At 53.7% G+C, this 326-nt stretch carries 1 protein-coding gene; it reads left to right on the top strand.

Features of this window, described 5'->3' with window-relative positions:
- Positions 1 to 48 precede the first annotated feature (48 nt).
- Positions 49 to 246, top strand: coding sequence for an HNH endonuclease (locus P0D89_RS54375; RefSeq protein WP_408371648.1), 198 nt, complete (start codon positions 49 to 51; stop codon positions 244 to 246).
- Positions 247 to 326: the final 80 nt, after the last annotated feature.

Genomic DNA, 326 nt, shown 5'->3' with positions numbered 1-326 from the left:
TACGACCCAGAATGGGAGCATTACTTCGAGTCCCGATGGGCCACGAAAATGCAGAACTCATCAAAAGGCCGTGCGAAGTTTTACCGTGTTTGGCGAAGGCAGGATGGCATGTGTTCGACCTGCCAGGAACCCATCACAAAGGGCACCCCCTGGGATGTTCGTCATATTGTGACGAGAGCCGAGGGCGGGTCGGATGCCGCAGGCAACCTTCAGATGCACCATCTCAATTGCCGTAGAAATCATTAGTCTGCCGGAAATACAGTTGTGAAACCGGGTGTCGAAAGATGCCTTTGCAGAGGCTTGAGCCGTGTGGATCGAAAGACCCA

This window comes from Paraburkholderia sp. RL18-085-BIA-A (assembly GCF_046027075.1).
In the GTDB taxonomy this organism is placed as follows: domain Bacteria; phylum Pseudomonadota; class Gammaproteobacteria; order Burkholderiales; family Burkholderiaceae; genus Paraburkholderia.
The sequence above is the reverse complement of the archived record's forward strand: the minus strand, read 5'-3'. Positions and strand labels throughout refer to the sequence as shown.

What these genes read in the sequence shown, in the direction of transcription:
- P0D89_RS54375 (WP_408371648.1), top strand. Translation starts at nt 49, where the DNA reads ATGCAGAACTCATCAAAAGGCCGTGCGAAGTTTTACCGTGTTTGGCGA.